Source organism: Mesorhizobium sp. WSM4313 (assembly GCF_002294725.1).
GTDB lineage: Bacteria > Pseudomonadota > Alphaproteobacteria > Rhizobiales > Rhizobiaceae > Mesorhizobium.
Map to the genome: position 1 here is coordinate 379,794 of NZ_NSFT01000005.1, position 13,603 is coordinate 393,396.

Consider the following 13,603-nt stretch of genomic DNA (forward strand, 5'->3'; position numbering starts at 1 on the left):
TGTTTTGCGCAATTCCGGACGGAAAACCACTGCGCAGTCTTCCTGGAATAGCCCGGTGCGGGATCAGCTGTGATGCCACCAATATTCCCAGTATTCGCGCGGGTTTTCCCGCTCGTGCAGGCCGATGTCGCGTCTCAGGTAGCCGTCCTGCGGCGGCAGAAGGCGTCGCCGGTTTCGCAGGGGCGAAAGCAACGCCGACACAGCCCGTCGCATGAAGCCGCGCCGTGACGGGACGATGTCCGCCGCGGCGGATGCAGCCTCGTCTTCTGGCACGGCGTCAGGTCCGCCGGCGACGGGTATGGTCTGCCCGACATGATCTGCCCGATCAGCGATAAAAGTACGGGTCGAGGACCCGGACCTCCGTGATCTTGTCGACGGGAAGCGAATTCTTCTGCGCGGTGCTGCGGATCGCCTCCGGCGAGGGCGCATCGTAAATGCAGAAGCTCTTGCTCTTGTCCGGCGAGACGAAGGATTGCACCCAGGTGACGCCTTTCTCGGCATTGCGGGCGATGACGCCGCCCATCGCGGTTGCGCCGGCATCGTTCATCGGCACGTGAAGCCCATCGGGGAAGGTACGTTCAATCAGGTAACGAGGCACGATCGGTTTCCTTTCATTGGTGAATTGCGCTCGGTTCAAGCGCGACCCAGCAGAAATCACCTTCGCGGCAGGCGCGCATCGGAGCCATTCCCCATATTGACCGGGACGATTCCCTATCTTTGCGACGTTTTATGTGGAAGATGGCACCTCAGTGTGTGGAAAGTCACATTTCGGTGCCGTTTCCCGCGTTATCGCGGCGGCGGCCCGCCACGATGGAAATTCTGATTTCGTGAGAGAGTGACGATGCTTCTGGAACGGCAGACGCAACTGCAGCAAATGAATGCCTTGCTGGCGGATGCAACAGGCGGCCGCGGCCGCGTCGTGGTCCTGTCGGGAGAAGCCGGCGCCGGCAAGACGGCGCTGGCCGAGGCGTTCGCAAGCCGCTTGGGCAAGGACCTGACCGTGCTTCGCAGCGCCTGCGAGGATCTCTCCATTCCCGATCCCCTGGGGCCGCTTTACGATCTGGCGCGCGAGGCGCAGTGGGAGCCACCGCGAGCGATCGACGACAGCCAGGTGCAGCGGCTGCCATTGTTTTCCGAGGCGCTCGACGTTTTCGAAGCGAAAGGTCCATCCCTGCTCGTCATCGAGGACCTGCACTGGGCCGATGACGCGACGCTCGATTTCGTGCGTTTCCTCGGCCGGCGCATTGCAAACACGCACATCCTGCTTCTGATCACGGCGCGCACCGACCGCAGCGAAGGACAGATGCGCGTACGCCGGGCGCTCGGCGAGATACCGGCCGGCAACATCCAACGCATAGAAGTGCCGCTGCTCAGCGAAAGCGCGGTGCTCTCGCTCGCCGCGGCGGCCGCGCGCGACGGCGACGCGATCTACCGCGCAACGGCGGGCAACGCCTTCTTCGTCACCGAGCTGCTCGCCGCCGCGGTCGATGGCGCGTTGCCGGCGAGCGTCCGCGACGCCGTGCTGGCGCGCGCCGAAAGATTGTCGCCCGGCGCCCGCTCGATGCTCGACGCGGTCTCGGTGTTTCCGCGCCGCGCCGATGCCTGGGCGCTGAGCGGCCTTTGCGGGATCGCCGCCGCCGGCCAGCTCGCCGAATGCGTCGCCAACGGCCTCCTCGAGGATTTCGGCGATGGCTATGCTTTCCGGCACGAGATCGCCCGCACGGCCATCGAGATGGCGCTGACGCCCAGCAAACGACGCGAGTACAATGAGCGCGCGCTGGCGGCGTTACGGGAAAATCCGCAAGTCGCCACCGCAAGGCTGGTGCATCATGCCGTGGAAGCACAAAACCTTGACGTGGTGCGCGAGCTCGCGCCGGTTGCCGCGCGCGAGGCATCCCGCGTCGGCGCGCATCGCGATGCGGCGGGCTATTACGAGGTCGCGCTGCGCTATGCGGATATCCTGCCGATCGAAAAGCGGGCGGAGCTCTACGAGGGGCATGCCTTCGAGTGCCACCTGATCGGCCGCGTCGAGGCGGCGATGGAGGCGCAAGGCCGGGCGCGCCAGCTGCGCCAGGCGCTGGGCGACCGGCTCAAGGAAGGCGACAGCCTCAGATGCCTCTCGCGCTTTGCCTATCTGCTCGGCGATCGCGAGGCAGCGGATCGGTTCGGAGAGCAGGCCGTGGGGCTTCTGGAGACCGCGCCCGACAGCGCCGAGCTGGCGATGGCTTATTCGAACCTCTCGCAACTGGCGATGTTGGCCGAGCGGCTCGAGGACGCCCTTTCGCTCGGCGGCAAGGCGGTCGAGCTGGCGGAGCGGCTCAACCGGGCGGACATTCTGTGTCATGCGCTGAACAATGTCGGCGCCGCCCGACAATGGCTGGATTTTGCCAAGGGGCGGCGCGATCTCGCCCGCAGCCTTGGGATTGCGCTGTCGGGCAACTACCAGGAGCATGCGGCGCGCGCCTTCACGAACTGCGCCTGCGTCGAGATGAACAGGCTCAACTTCAAGGAGGCGGCGTCGTTCCTGAATCGCGGCATCGGCTATTGCGTCGAGAACGATCTCGCGACATGGCGCGACTACATGCGCGGCGTGCAGGCGCAGCTTTTGCTTCGCCGCGGCTTCTGGAACGACGCCGCGACAATGGCGCATGAGGTTGTCGACGACGACGCAACGACGCCGCTGGTGCGCTATCCGTCGCTGGTGGCGCTGGCACAATTGCGCATCCGCCGCGGCGACCCGTCGGCCGAGCCGATCGTCGAAGAGATGAGGCGGTTCCTGGACAAGGGCATGGAGCTGCAGCGCCTCGTGGCGTTTGCCCAGGTGCTGGCCGAATCGGCCTGGCTTGGACAAGCCGACAAGCAGGAAGCCTTGCGGCTGATCGCGGTTGCCGAAAATCTCGCGCCAACGCCGGCCGTGTTCGGCGAACTTGCCACCTGGCGGGAACTGTTGTCGCCGGGATCCGAACCCGGCGACACGGACGGCATGGCGGAGCCGCACCGCCTGCAACTGACGGGCGACTGGCGCGCCGCCGCCAGCCTATGGGCCGAAATGGGGGCGCCTTTCGAACAGGCAATGGCCTTGCTGCTCGGCGACGAAGCGGCGCAGCGCGAGGCACTCGCCATTTTCGAGGACCTTGGCGCGAGGGCGGTCGCGCAGCAGGCGCGCAGCCTCATGCGGGAAAGCGGCGTCAGTCACATCGCGAGAGGGCCGCGACAGGCGACGCGCGCCAACCAGGCCGGCCTCACGCAGCGCCAGATGGAAGTCCTGGAACTTCTCGAGCGAGGCTTTTCCAACAAGAAGATCGCCGCGCATCTGACCATTTCGCCCAAGACGGTCGATCACCACGTTTCGGCCGTGCTGGAGAAGCTGGAGGTCATCTCGCGCGGCGAAGCGGCTGCCGCGGCGCGCGCGTCGGGTCTGGTGTGAGGCTTGTTTTCTGCACCTGAAGGAAACCGCCGGCCCCGGCGCTGCCCCTCATCCGCCCTTCGGGCACCTTCTCCCCGTTGAACGGGGAGAAGGAAATAGGCGTCAGGCGAACGTGCCGTGGCAGTGCTTGTACTTCTTGCCGGAGCCGCAGGGGCAGAGTTCGTTGCGGCCGACCTTGCCCCAGCTCGCGGGGTTCTTCGGATCGCGGTTTTCCGGTGCGACGACGGCGTTGGTGTCCTGACGCACCAGAAGCGCGGTCTCGCCGCCCTGGAAATCATCCTCGCCGGTGGAGCCGTCGATATGGCTGCCGAACATCTCGGGCGCTTCAGGCGGCGGCGCATCGGCCGCCTGGCGCACCAGCTCGACGCGCATCAGCTGTGCGGTGACGGCCTGCTCCAGATTGCCGAGCATGGCCTGGAACAGCTCGAAGGCCTCGCTCTTGTATTCCTGCAGCGGGTCGCGCTGGGCGTAGCCGCGGAAGCCGACGACCGAGCGCAGATGGTCGAGGTTGACGATGTGCTCGCGCCACAGATGGTCGAGCGTCTGCAGCACCACCGAGCGTTCGACATAGTTCATCACATCGGGGCCGAAGCGGTCGGCGCGCTCCTTGGCGGCGGCGTCGGCGGCGGCCGTGATGCGCTCGCGAATGTCGTCCTCGGCGATGCCTTCTTCCTTGACCCATTCCTCGACCGGCAGGTCGAGGTTGAGGTACTGCGCCACTTCCTCCTTGAGACCGGCGACGTTCCACTGCTCGGCATAGGCGTTTTCGGGGATGTTCTTGGCGACGATCTCCTCGATGACGCCTTCGCGCATCTCGGCAATGGTTTCGGCGAGACCTTCTCCGTCCATCAGCTCGATGCGCCGCTGGAACACCGCCTTGCGCTGGTCGTTGGCAACGTCGTCATATTTCAGGAGGTTCTTGCGGATGTCGAAGTTGCGCGCCTCGACCTTCTTCTGCGCTTTCTCGAGCGCCTTGTTGATCCAGGGATGGATGATCGCCTCGTCTTCCTTGAGGCCGAGCTTCTGCAGCATGCCGTCCATGCGCTCGGAGCCGAAGATGCGCATCAGATCGTCCTGCAGCGACAGGAAGAATTTCGAGCGGCCGGGATCGCCCTGCCTTCCTGAACGACCTCTAAGCTGGTTGTCGATGCGGCGCGATTCGTGGCGTTCGGTGGCCAGAACATAGAGGCCGCCGGCAGCCAGCGCCTTTTCCCTCAGGCGCTCGACGTCGGCGTGAATTTCCCTTTCCCTGGCCTCGCGCTCGGGGCCCTCGGGCATGTCTCCAAGTTCCTCCGCGATGCGCATCTCGGCATTGCCGCCGAGCTTGATGTCGGTGCCGCGGCCGGCCATGTTGGTGGCGATGGTGATGGCGCCGGGCTTGCCGGCCTGGGCGACGATGGCCGCCTCGCGCTCGTGGTGACGGGCGTTCAGCACTTCGAAGTCCTTGAACCCGTCCTTGCGCAAGCGCTCGGCCAGCTGCTCGGATTTCTCGATCGAGGTGGTGCCGACCAGCGTCGGCTGGCCTTTGGCGCTGGCTTCGCGGATTTCCCTGACGATCGCCTTGTACTTCTCCTCGACCGTCCGGTAGACCTCATCGTCCTCATCCTTGCGGATGACCGGCAGGTTGGTCGGGATTTCGGTGACCTCGAGGCCGTAGATGTTGCCGAATTCCTCCGCCTCGGTCAGCGCCGTGCCGGTCATGCCGGCGAGCTTCTTGTAGAGGCGGAAATAGTTCTGGAAGGTGACGGAGGCCAGCGTCTGGTTCTCGGGCTGGATCTGAACGTGCTCCTTGGCCTCGAGCGCCTGGTGCAGGCCTTCCGAATAGCGGCGGCCCGGCATCATGCGGCCGGTGAACTCGTCGATGATGACGATCTCGCCGTTGCGCACGATGTAGTCCCTGTCCTTCTGGAACAACAGATGCGCCTTCAGCGCGTTGTTGACGTGATGGACGATGGCGACGTTCTCGACGTCATAGAGCGACTCGCCTTTCAACAGGCCGGCGTCGCGCAGCATGTTTTCCAGCTTCTCGGTGCCGTCCTCGGTGAAGATCGTCGTCTTCTGCTTCTCGTCGACCTCATAGTCGGCCGGGCCGAGCTTCAGCATGAAAGCGTCGATGGTGTTGTACATTTCCGAGCGGTCTTCGAGCGGACCGGAAATGATCAGCGGCGTGCGCGCTTCGTCGACCAGGATGGAATCGACCTCGTCGACGATGGCGTACGAGTGTCCACGCTGCACCATCTGCGAGCGCTCATACTTCATGTTGTCGCGCAGATAGTCGAAGCCGAGCTCGTTGTTGGTGGCATAGGTGACGTCGCAGGCATAGGCCTCACGGCGTTCCTCGTCGGAAAGGCCGTGGACGATGACGCCGACGTTGAGGCCGAGGAATTTGTAGACGCGGCCCATCCATTCGGCGTCGCGCTTGGCGAGATAGTCGTTGACGGTGACAACATGCACGCCCTTGCCGGCGAGCGCATTGAGGTAAACCGGCAAGGTGGCGACCAGCGTCTTGCCCTCGCCGGTGCGCATCTCGGCGATGCCGCCATTGTGCAGCACCATGCCACCGATCAATTGCACGTCAAAGGGACGCATGCCAAGCACGCGGCGGGCGGCCTCGCGCACCGTGGCGAAGGCCGGAACCAAGAGATCGTCGAGCGCAGCGCCGTTGGCGAGATCCTGGCGGAACTTTTCCGTGCGCCCCGCGAGCTCGGCATCGGAAAGCGCCCGCATCTCGTTTTCCATGGCGTTGATGGCTTCGACCCTTGGCCGGGTCGACTTGACGCGGCGGTCGTTGGAAGAACCGAAAACCTTACGGGCGAGACCGCCGAGACTGACCATCCAATGGCCCTTTCGATAGCAATTTAGCCGTTTGCGACAGGCACCTGGCGGGCCCATCAAATCCGCGTGAGTGCGGACAAACGCAAAAAGCGCCCGGAAAACGGTTCTGGACGCCAAGTCGTTGGACAGATAAGAGGGGGCTCAATCGATGTCAACGCCGCGTTAGCCCTATCGGCAGCGCCAAATTCCGCCACAATTCGACTGATCTGGAACCCTTCCGCTCACGCGATCCTTATTGGCAATCCCCATTGGAGTTTATCTTGATGTCCCTGTCGATCCGCCGCGCCTCGCTCGCCAGTCTCGGTCTGGCCTTCGGGCTCTCGGCCCTTTGCCTGTCGCCGCTGATGGCGCAAGAGACCAAGCCCGCCCAGCCGGACGCCACGGCGCCCGCGGCTGCTCCGGTCGATCCCAATGCCGTGATCGCCACCGTCAATGGCGAGAAGTTGACCGAGGCCGATCTTCGGCTCGCCGAAGGCGAACTGTCGCAGCAGTTCGCGCAACTGCCGCCTGAACAGCGCCGCGCGGCGGCCCTCTCAGCGGCGATCGAAATCCGCGTCATGGCCAAGAAGGCCGTCGACAGCGGCCTCGACAAGGACGCCGACTTCCAGCGTCGCATGGCTTTCCTGCAGGCACGAGCCCTGCATGGCGAGGTCGTCGAGAAGGAAGTGGTCGACAAGGTGACGGACGCCGAAGTGCGCGCCCGCTATGACCAGGAGATCGCCAACACGCCGCCGGTCAACGAAATCCATGCCCGTCACATCCTCGTGAAGACGAAGGAAGAGGCCGAGGCGATCATCAAGCAGCTCGACGGCGGCGCCGATTTCCAGAAGCTCGCCAACGAACACACCAGCGACCCGAGCGGCAAGACCAGCGGCGGCGATCTCGGCTGGTTCGGCCCGGGGCAGATGGTGCCGGAATTCGACAAGGCGGCGTTCGCGCTCGACGTCGGCAAATATTCGAAGGAGCCGGTGCAGTCGCAGTTCGGCTGGCACGTCATCAAGGTCGAGGACAAGCGCGCCAAGCAGCCGCCGGCCTTCGACGACGTCAAGGACCAGGCCAAGCAGGCGGTGATCCGCGACAAGTATTTCGCCATGGTCAAGGAGCTGCGCGCGGCCGCCAAGGTCGAGATCCCGGACGAGAAGCTCAAGAAGGACATCGACACGCTGGAAGCCGGCAAGTAATCCGCTTGCGGCTGAATAATTCTGAAAGGGCGCCTTTGGGCGCCCTTTCGCTTTCGGGGGTCAAGCGTTCATTATGCCCCGCGTGATGTAGCGAATGGCGGCGCGGATCGCCGCCTTGTCCTCGTCGAGCCGTTCGGTCAGCAGATGCCGCCAGGCGAAAGAAGCGACCAGGTCGGCCACGATCCCGGCATCGACGTCGGCCGCCACCTCGCCGCGCGCCTTGGCCCGCTCGATCATCCGGCCGGTATGGCTGCGGCGTCCTTTTGAATATTCGGCAAGCGCGGCCGCGGCCGTCTCGTCCGACTGCGCCTCTGCGATCAGCGAGCGGAAGATGTTGCCCGACGGGGTGTCGCGCCAATGCGCGAACAGGTTCTCGAGGAAGCCGGCCAGATCGTCCTCGACGTTCCCGGTGTCGGGCGTCTCGACGCGCTTCTGCCGCTGGTAAACCTCGATCAGCAGGGCCGCCTTGCTCGGCCACCAGCGATAGATGGTCGGCTTTCCCGCCCGCGCCCGCCGGGCGACGGCCTCGATCGAGAAGCCGGCATAGCCCGCCTCGCGCAACACCGCCTCGGCGGCGTTGAGGATGGCATCGGCGCTCTCGGGACTGCGTTTTGCGCCGATCGACTTGCGCCCGCGAGCGGCGGCTTCGCCCATCGAGGTCTTCCTTGGCCGGTGAATCTGCAGCTGATCATATTGTCTTCAGCGACGAAACGAAACGACGTGTTTCCAATTGCAAGGCCGCCGGCCAAGCCGGGAAGGCGCGGCCAGAACGCCTCTTGCGCCGGCGCGCGCTATCGGGCAAACCGGCTTCCTTCCTTTCGTGTTCTTGCCGCTCCGGGATACCGATGTCTGCTACGATTTCGCCGCTCGCACCGAAGAAATATCCGAAGATGCCGGTCATCGAGGGTGTGCGCATCGCGACCGCCGAAGCCGGCATCAAGTACCGCAACAGAACCGACCTGCTGGCCATGGCCTTCGATCCGGGCACGGCTGTCGCCGGCGTGTTCACCAGGTCGAAATGCCCGTCGGCGCCCGTCGACTTCTGCCGTCAGAACCTGCCCGCCGGCAAGGCGCGTGTCCTGGTGGTCAATTCCGGCAATGCCAACGCCTTCACGGGCAAGAAGGGCCAGGCTTCGACCGCGCTGACCGGCGAGGCGGCGGCGAAGGCCGCCGGATGTTCGCAGAGCGAGGTGTTCCTGGCCTCGACCGGCGTCATCGGCGAGCCGCTCGACACGACCAGATTCAGCCATCTGCTCGCCGGCCTGATCAAGGACGGCAGGCCGGATCAGTGGACCGAGGCGGCCAAGGCGATCATGACCACGGACACCTATCCGAAGGTGGCGACGGCGACGGTCAAACTCGGCGACACCGACGTCACCATCAACGGCATCGCCAAGGGCGCCGGCATGATAGCGCCCGACATGGCGACGATGCTCTCCTTCATCGCCACCGACGCGCCGATCGCAGCTCCCGTGCTGCAGGACCTGCTGTCGCGCGGCACGGCCAAGACCTTCAATGCGGTGACCGTCGACAGCGACACCTCGACCAGCGACACGCTGCTCTTCTTCGCCACCGGCAAGGCCGCGGCGCGCGGCGCGCCGCCGATCGGCGATCCCAAGGATGCGCGGCTCGGCGCCTTCCGCCGGGCGCTCCGCAAGGTGCTGAAGTCGCTGGCGCTGCAGGTGGTGCGCGACGGCGAGGGCGCGCGCAAGCAGGTCGAGGTCACCGTCACCGGCGCGAAATCCGCCCGCTCGGCCAAGCGCATCGCGCTCTCGATCGCCAACTCGCCGCTGGTCAAGACGGCCGTCGCCGGCGAGGACGCCAATTGGGGCCGCGTGGTCATGGCCGTCGGCAAGGCCGGCGAGCCGGCCGACCGCGACCGGCTGTCGATCTGGTTCGGCGACAACCGCCTGGCGCATGAGGGCGAGCGCGATCCGGCCTATTCGGAGGAAGCGACCTCGGCCTATATGAAGCGCGACGATATCCGCATCCGCGCCGATCTCGGCATCGGCCGCGGCAAGGCGACGGTGTGGACCTGCGACCTCACCAAGGAATATGTCGCCATCAATGGCGATTACCGGAGCTGATGGCGCCGGTGTCGAGGCATCCGGCAAGCGTGCTCGCGGTTGTGCGTCGCTACGAGGCGGCGGGTTTTCGCGCCTGGCCGGCGGCCGCCGTCCATTATGACGGGACCTGGGTCGTGCGGCTGACAGCAGGTCTCCCCGCCAAGCGCCTCAACTCCGTCAATCCGCTCGATCCGGGCGACACGCACGCCATCGAAGAGCGCATCGGCCGCGCCGCAAGACGCTTCGACGCCTATGGCAGGCCGCTCACCTTTCGCATGTCGCCGCTGTCGGGACAGGTCTTGTCCACGCATCTCGACAAGGCCGGCTGGAACATGTTCGACGAATCCCTGGTGATGCGGTTGCCGCTGAAGGAGGTCGAGCTTGGCGCGGCCATGGACCAGATTCCGCTCAAGGACATCAGCCGTTTCATCGGCGCTTCGCTGAGGACGAGCGGCTCGGACGCCTCGCTGCGGCCCGGCCTGTCCGAGGTCATCGGCGCCATCCAGCCGGAAGCGGGGCTGTTCGCGCTCGAGGACGGCAACGAGCCGCTGGCGACGCTGATCTGCGTTCATGACGGCGATCTCGCGGGTCTGTTCGAGGTCGCCACCGAAAAGTCGGCGCGCAAGAAGGGCCATGGCCGCAATCTCATCCTGTCGGCGCTGAAATGGGCACGGCTGCGCGGCGCGCGCGAGGCCTGGCTACAGGTCGAGGCCGGCAATCTGCCGGCGCTCTCGCTCTATCGGTCGCTCGGCTTCGAGGAAGTCTATCGCTACCACTATCGTCGGCCGCCGGGCGCATGAGCGAGGTCAAGCCGGCCGGAAAGCGACTGCTGCTGGTCGCCGCCTGCGCGCTGGTCGATACCGACCGGCGCGTGCTTCTGGCGCAGCGCCCGGAAGGCAAGCAGCTTGCCGGCCTGTGGGAGTTTCCAGGCGGCAAGGTCGAGCCCGGCGAGACGCCGGAGGAGTGCCTGGTGCGCGAGTTGCATGAGGAACTCGGCATCGAGACCGAGATCCCATGCCTGGCGCCGCTCACCTTCGCCAGCCATTCCTATGACGATTTCCATCTCTTGATGCCGCTCTATGTCTGCCGCCGCTTTCGTGGTATCGCGCAGCCCCGGGAAGGCCAGGGGCTCAAATGGGTCAGGCCGCGGCAGATGCGCGACTATCCGATGCCGCCGGCCGACGCGCCGCTGATCCAGTTCCTCATCGATCTTTTGTAGTTTCGCGCCGACTTGGCGGCAGGTCGGCGTTTCCCGGGCGGCCGAGTGTTTCCGGGCGTTCCGGGAACTGGTTTAGTCAGCGTTAATGGAAGATTTATCTCGACGTGAAAAATTGCGCGAGGCCGTTTCGCGCGGCGATATCGTCGATGACTGGGAAACACGGCATGAGCCTTGAAAGAGACTGGGATTCGATCCGGCCCGACCGCGGATTTCGCGCGGTGGACGCCGGCATGGGCATCCTGCGGATCACGCTTCTCTTCGGCTCGGCGGCGGTGGCGCTGGCGCTGATCGCAACGCCTTTCCTGGACAACCAGACCCGGCCGCAGAGCGTTCGCGACGGCTTCGCGGGCGGGCTCGACATGACCGCGACCGGATCGATCGGCCATCGCCCCAATACATATACGGTGCGCCGCAGCGTGCTGCAGCCCTTGCCCAGTTCAATCTGCGTCATCCGCAACGACGGCAGCCGCAGCGGCGAGTGCTGACTTGGTTAATGATTTTCCGGCGCGACGGCGTTTCACTCGCTGTTAAGCTTTTGCCGTTAACCTTTCTTAACGGGTAGGACATTAGAGTTTCTGCATTAGGGATCGATGATCATGAAAAACCTGCTGCAGCAATTCATCCAAGACGAAACGGGCGCTACGGCCGTCGAATATGGTCTGATCGTCGCGGTGTTGTCGCTGGCCATCATTGCCGGGGTCAAACAGGCGGCAGACGGGCTGGTGTGGCTGTTCACCGACAACAACAGCAAGCTTGCCAACGCCTTCGCTCACTGACGGCATCACGGGGGCGCTCAGGTCCTGGACGGGTTCTCCAGGACCGCCTTGAGCGAGACCTTGGCGGATCCCGGCTTGAGCGGCTTTTGCTGCGAGGCGTCGGGCGCCCAGCCGGACATCCAGACAATCGAAAAACTCGCGCGGATACGGCCATCCGGATCCGCAAACCGCTCGGCGTAGAGTTCCGCGGCGCGGGCAAAAAGCCGTCTGCCGACCGGCCTGCGGCTGCGATCGACGAGCGCGCTTGTTTCGCCCATGGCGCGCAGGTCGGCGGCGAGGTCGAACAGCGTGTCGTAACGCACCGCGACCGTTTCGACATCGGCGACCGGCAATGCCAGGCCGGCGCGTTGCAACAGCGCACCGGCGTCGCGTACGTCCGTGAAGGGAAGAATGCGCGGGCTTGCGCCGCCGTAAAGCTCCGTCTCGACCGCCAGCATGCTCTCGCGCAATTCCGCCAATGTGCCCGCGCCGGCGAAAGCGCCGAGGAAAAGCCCGTCCGGTCGCAACGCCCTGCGGATTTGCGCAAGCATGCCGGGAATGTCGTTCATGGCATGCAATGAGAGCAGGGAGACGACGAGATCGAGGCTCGCCTCCTCGAACGGCACGGTCTCAGGCGGCGCTACCAGCCCGGTGCCGCCGGCCAGAAGCGCTTCGTCCATCTCGACGCGCACGATTTCGCCGACCTTGCCGCTGTCGGCAAGCACGTCCGCGGCCGCTGACGTCTGGCAGAACAGCGCGGCCGCCTTGCCGAAGCGGCGTTCGACGGCGCCCAGCCGGTCGGCAAGGTCCTCCGCGGCGCGGCGCATCAGGAAATCGGCGCCTTCGACGGGGCGCGCGAGTGCCCGGCGCTTGCGAGCGAGCCAGAGCTCGGTGTCGATCAAGGGCTGCAATGAAAAGCTTCCTGTTGTCCGCGCGTGCCGGAGTGGTGTTAAGGTTGCGCGGGTTTCCTTTCACGTGGCCGATCCGGTGCGCAAGATCAAGACCACAGCGGTCCAGGATATGACGCGGCAGGCACTGGCCTGGCCGGCGCGCCTGTTGTTCCCGCCGGTTTGCGCCAGCTGCCGTCGTCATGTGTCGCAACCCGGCGTGCTGTGCGGCGCCTGCTGGCCGAAGCTTAGATTGCTGGAAAAACCCTGGTGCCCGGTGATGGGCACGCCCTTCACCCACGACATGGGCGAGGGGTTTCTTTCCGCCGAGGCGCTCGCCGATCCGCCGCCCTTCGAGCGGGCGCGGGCCGCCGTCCTCTATTCGGGCGTCGCGCGGCAGATGGTGCAAGGGCTGAAATATCAGGACCGCACCGACCTCGCGCCCTGGATGGCGAACTGGATGATGCGGGCCGGCGCCGAACTGATTGCGGAGGCCGACCTGGTCGTGCCGGTGCCGTTGCACTGGCGGCGCTTCTTCCGGCGCCAGTACAACCAGTCCGCGGAACTCGGTCGGGCCGTTGCAAAGCTCGGCGGGCTGCCCTTCTCGCCATCCGCGGTCAGGCGCGTGAAGTTGACGCGCCAGCAGGTCGGGCTCGAACGGCACGAGCGCGAGGAGAATGTGCGCGCCGCGTTTCGCGTCCCGCCGGACGCTGAAATCGAGACAGCGGGGCGCCGGGTGCTCGTGGTCGACGATGTCTATACCACCGGCGCAACGGTGCGGGCCGTCGCCAAGGCGCTGAAGAAAGGCGGCGCCGGAGCGGTCGACGTTCTGACCTTCGCGCGCGTTCTGCCGGGGGACTTCCGAGCCGATGAGTCTGCAACTATATAGTGCTTAAGTTGTTGTTTCGGTGCAGGTCGTTTACGCACAAGCGTTGGGCGACGTGCACAGGCAGGATTTTGCTGATGGTCGATGTGACGATCTATACGCGCATGATGTGCGGCTATTGCACGGCCGCCAAGCGGTTGCTCGAGCGCAAGGGTGTGACCTATACCGAGCACGACGCTTCATTCTCGCCGGCATTGCGTCAGGAAATGATTTCACGGGCACATGGGCGCACCACTTTTCCGCAGATATTCATCGGCGACACGCATGTCGGCGGCTGCGACGATCTCCATGAATTGGAGTCGCAGGGGCGGCTGGACGTGCTGCTTGCCAACGAAGCGAGGGCTTGA

Annotated in this window: 14 protein-coding genes; 9 read left to right on the plus strand and 5 right to left on the minus strand. The window is 65.2% G+C overall.

Annotation, left to right across the window (positions count from 1 at the left end):
* Positions 1-63 precede the first annotated feature (63 nt).
* Both CK219_RS14995 and CK219_RS15000 read right to left on the minus strand, forming a co-directional pair.
* Positions 64-273: a hypothetical protein gene (locus CK219_RS14995; RefSeq protein ID WP_245340484.1), complete on the minus strand. Its 210-nt coding sequence runs from the start codon at positions 271-273 to the stop codon at positions 64-66.
* Between the two features lie 52 nt (positions 274-325).
* A complete protein-coding gene (locus tag CK219_RS15000) occupies positions 326-598 on the minus strand; it encodes a DUF4242 domain-containing protein (RefSeq protein WP_095767571.1) in 273 nt (90 codons plus the stop codon).
* Between the two features lie 243 nt (positions 599-841).
* Between CK219_RS15000 and CK219_RS15005 the strand changes: the two genes are divergently transcribed.
* Positions 842-3,427 (plus strand): LuxR family transcriptional regulator, encoded by a 2,586-nt coding sequence (locus CK219_RS15005; RefSeq protein ID WP_095767508.1) that lies wholly within the window; start codon positions 842-844, stop codon positions 3,425-3,427.
* A 102-nt stretch (positions 3,428-3,529) separates the two neighbouring features.
* Here CK219_RS15005 and secA read toward each other — a convergent pair whose 3' ends face one another.
* Positions 3,530-6,262 carry a preprotein translocase subunit SecA gene (gene secA / locus CK219_RS15010; protein WP_095767509.1) on the minus strand — a complete coding sequence of 911 codons (2,733 nt, stop codon included), beginning with the start codon at positions 6,260-6,262 and terminating at the stop codon, positions 3,530-3,532.
* Between the two features lie 263 nt (positions 6,263-6,525).
* Between secA and CK219_RS15015 the strand changes: the two genes are divergently transcribed.
* The gene (locus CK219_RS15015) at positions 6,526-7,443 is read left to right on the plus strand and encodes a peptidylprolyl isomerase (RefSeq protein WP_095767510.1); all 918 of its coding nucleotides are present in this window, start codon (positions 6,526-6,528) and stop codon (positions 7,441-7,443) included.
* A gap of 60 nt (positions 7,444-7,503) precedes the next feature.
* Here CK219_RS15015 and CK219_RS15020 read toward each other — a convergent pair whose 3' ends face one another.
* Positions 7,504-8,097 (minus strand): TetR/AcrR family transcriptional regulator, encoded by a 594-nt coding sequence (locus CK219_RS15020; RefSeq protein ID WP_095767511.1) that lies wholly within the window; start codon positions 8,095-8,097, stop codon positions 7,504-7,506.
* A 191-nt stretch (positions 8,098-8,288) separates the two neighbouring features.
* On the opposite strand from CK219_RS15020, the gene argJ reads away from it, so the two are divergent.
* The 5 genes from argJ to CK219_RS15045 all read left to right on the plus strand — a co-directional run bounded on the left by argJ (position 8,289) and on the right by CK219_RS15045 (position 11,504).
* Positions 8,289-9,530 (plus strand): bifunctional glutamate N-acetyltransferase/amino-acid acetyltransferase ArgJ, encoded by a 1,242-nt coding sequence (gene argJ, locus CK219_RS15025; protein WP_095767512.1) that lies wholly within the window; start codon positions 8,289-8,291, stop codon positions 9,528-9,530.
* On the plus strand, positions 9,530-10,309 hold the full coding sequence (locus CK219_RS15030) for a GNAT family N-acetyltransferase (RefSeq protein WP_176477018.1): 780 nt from the start codon (positions 9,530-9,532) through the stop codon (positions 10,307-10,309). Before argJ ends, CK219_RS15030 begins: the two co-directional genes overlap by 1 nt.
* Positions 10,306-10,728 (plus strand): (deoxy)nucleoside triphosphate pyrophosphohydrolase, encoded by a 423-nt coding sequence (locus tag CK219_RS15035; protein WP_095767513.1) that lies wholly within the window; start codon positions 10,306-10,308, stop codon positions 10,726-10,728. Before CK219_RS15030 ends, CK219_RS15035 begins: the two co-directional genes overlap by 4 nt.
* 164 nt (positions 10,729-10,892) lie before the next feature.
* Complete coding sequence (locus CK219_RS15040; protein ID WP_095767514.1) at positions 10,893-11,213, plus strand: hypothetical protein; 321 nt, start codon at positions 10,893-10,895, stop codon at positions 11,211-11,213.
* Positions 11,214-11,324: 111 nt separating this feature from the next.
* A complete protein-coding gene (locus CK219_RS15045) occupies positions 11,325-11,504 on the plus strand; it encodes a Flp family type IVb pilin (protein ID WP_095767573.1) in 180 nt (59 codons plus the stop codon).
* A 17-nt stretch (positions 11,505-11,521) separates the two neighbouring features.
* On the opposite strand, the gene CK219_RS15050 is transcribed toward CK219_RS15045, so the two are convergent.
* Complete coding sequence (locus CK219_RS15050) at positions 11,522-12,394, minus strand: methyltransferase domain-containing protein (protein ID WP_095767515.1); 873 nt, start codon at positions 12,392-12,394, stop codon at positions 11,522-11,524.
* Positions 12,395-12,458: 64 nt separating this feature from the next.
* On the opposite strand from CK219_RS15050, the gene CK219_RS15055 reads away from it, so the two are divergent.
* Together CK219_RS15055 and grxC are read left to right on the plus strand one after the other, a co-directional pair.
* A complete protein-coding gene (locus CK219_RS15055; protein ID WP_095767516.1) occupies positions 12,459-13,259 on the plus strand; it encodes a ComF family protein in 801 nt (266 codons plus the stop codon).
* A 74-nt stretch (positions 13,260-13,333) separates the two neighbouring features.
* The gene (gene grxC, locus CK219_RS15060; protein WP_095767517.1) at positions 13,334-13,603 is read left to right on the plus strand and encodes a glutaredoxin 3; all 270 of its coding nucleotides are present in this window, start codon (positions 13,334-13,336) and stop codon (positions 13,601-13,603) included.

Excerpts from the sequence above, each read along its gene's own strand:
- CK219_RS15005 (WP_095767508.1), top strand. The coding sequence starts at position 842 with ATGCTTCTGGAACGGCAGACGCAACTGCAGCAAATGAATGCCTTGCTG.
- secA (WP_095767509.1), bottom strand. The coding sequence starts at position 6,262 with ATGGTCAGTCTCGGCGGTCTCGCCCGTAAGGTTTTCGGTTCTTCCAAC.
- CK219_RS15015 (WP_095767510.1), top strand. The coding sequence starts at position 6,526 with ATGTCCCTGTCGATCCGCCGCGCCTCGCTCGCCAGTCTCGGTCTGGCC.
- CK219_RS15020 (WP_095767511.1), bottom strand. The coding sequence starts at position 8,097 with ATGGGCGAAGCCGCCGCTCGCGGGCGCAAGTCGATCGGCGCAAAACGC.
- argJ (WP_095767512.1), top strand. The coding sequence starts at position 8,289 with ATGTCTGCTACGATTTCGCCGCTCGCACCGAAGAAATATCCGAAGATG.
- CK219_RS15030 (WP_176477018.1), top strand. The coding sequence starts at position 9,530 with ATGGCGCCGGTGTCGAGGCATCCGGCAAGCGTGCTCGCGGTTGTGCGT.
- CK219_RS15035 (WP_095767513.1), top strand. The coding sequence starts at position 10,306 with ATGAGCGAGGTCAAGCCGGCCGGAAAGCGACTGCTGCTGGTCGCCGCC.
- CK219_RS15040 (WP_095767514.1), top strand. The coding sequence starts at position 10,893 with ATGAGCCTTGAAAGAGACTGGGATTCGATCCGGCCCGACCGCGGATTT.
- CK219_RS15045 (WP_095767573.1), top strand. The coding sequence starts at position 11,325 with ATGAAAAACCTGCTGCAGCAATTCATCCAAGACGAAACGGGCGCTACG.
- grxC (WP_095767517.1), top strand. The coding sequence starts at position 13,334 with ATGGTCGATGTGACGATCTATACGCGCATGATGTGCGGCTATTGCACG.